Genomic DNA, 590 nt, shown 5'->3' with positions numbered 1-590 from the left:
GGTTATATGTCATTTTCAGGGTCGAGTGGTTCCACCATCTTATTTTGTAGCTCCAGTGAAGCCTCGCGGGCCTTCCGCTCGATTTCCCGCCGGGTGTAGGTTGCGGCTGTGCCCGACGTCTCCGACCAGCCCATCATCTGCGAGCGTGTTTTCTCCTCTTCTGCTGGGCTCATACCCTTCGCATCTGCGGTCTTTGTGAAGTTGTAATTGTTGGTGTGCCGCAAAAGGTGCGGAAATAGAGCTTCGAACTCAGGGTGTTTCGTCCTCAATGGCTTGAATATCTCGTTCAACGCACGCAGCGAGAGCGGCGCCCCGCCGTTGGCCACAAACAGAAATGGATGCTTTCGCGCGGCCGGATAAAGCTGCCGTTCCTTCACGATGTATTGCTGGGTCCGCCGCACCAGATCATTGCTGAGGGGCAGCATGCGGTCGCGTGTCTTCGCATTCGGTGCGTTAGGGCGTGGATCGCTTGGGTCATCAGGGCGTCGCGCGATGAACACTTCGCACTTCCTGAAGTCCACGTCGCGAACCTTCACGCCGAGAAGTTCGCCACGCCGGGGACCGAGGCCGATGAACCAGCGCACGATGAG

The 590-nt window shown here is 58.0% G+C and carries 1 protein-coding gene; it reads right to left on the bottom strand.

Features of this window, described 5'->3' with window-relative positions; all coding sequences use genetic code 11:
• Positions 1-2: 2 nt before the first annotated feature.
• Positions 3-590: site-specific integrase (locus tag VSR34_RS38265; RefSeq protein WP_342965216.1), on the bottom strand; the 588-nt coding region annotated here is incomplete at its 5' end.

The organism is Paraburkholderia sp. JHI2823 (genome assembly GCF_038900695.1).
Taxonomy (GTDB): Bacteria; Pseudomonadota; Gammaproteobacteria; order Burkholderiales; family Burkholderiaceae; genus Paraburkholderia; species Paraburkholderia mimosarum.
This window is presented reverse-complemented; position numbering and strand designations above follow the sequence as displayed.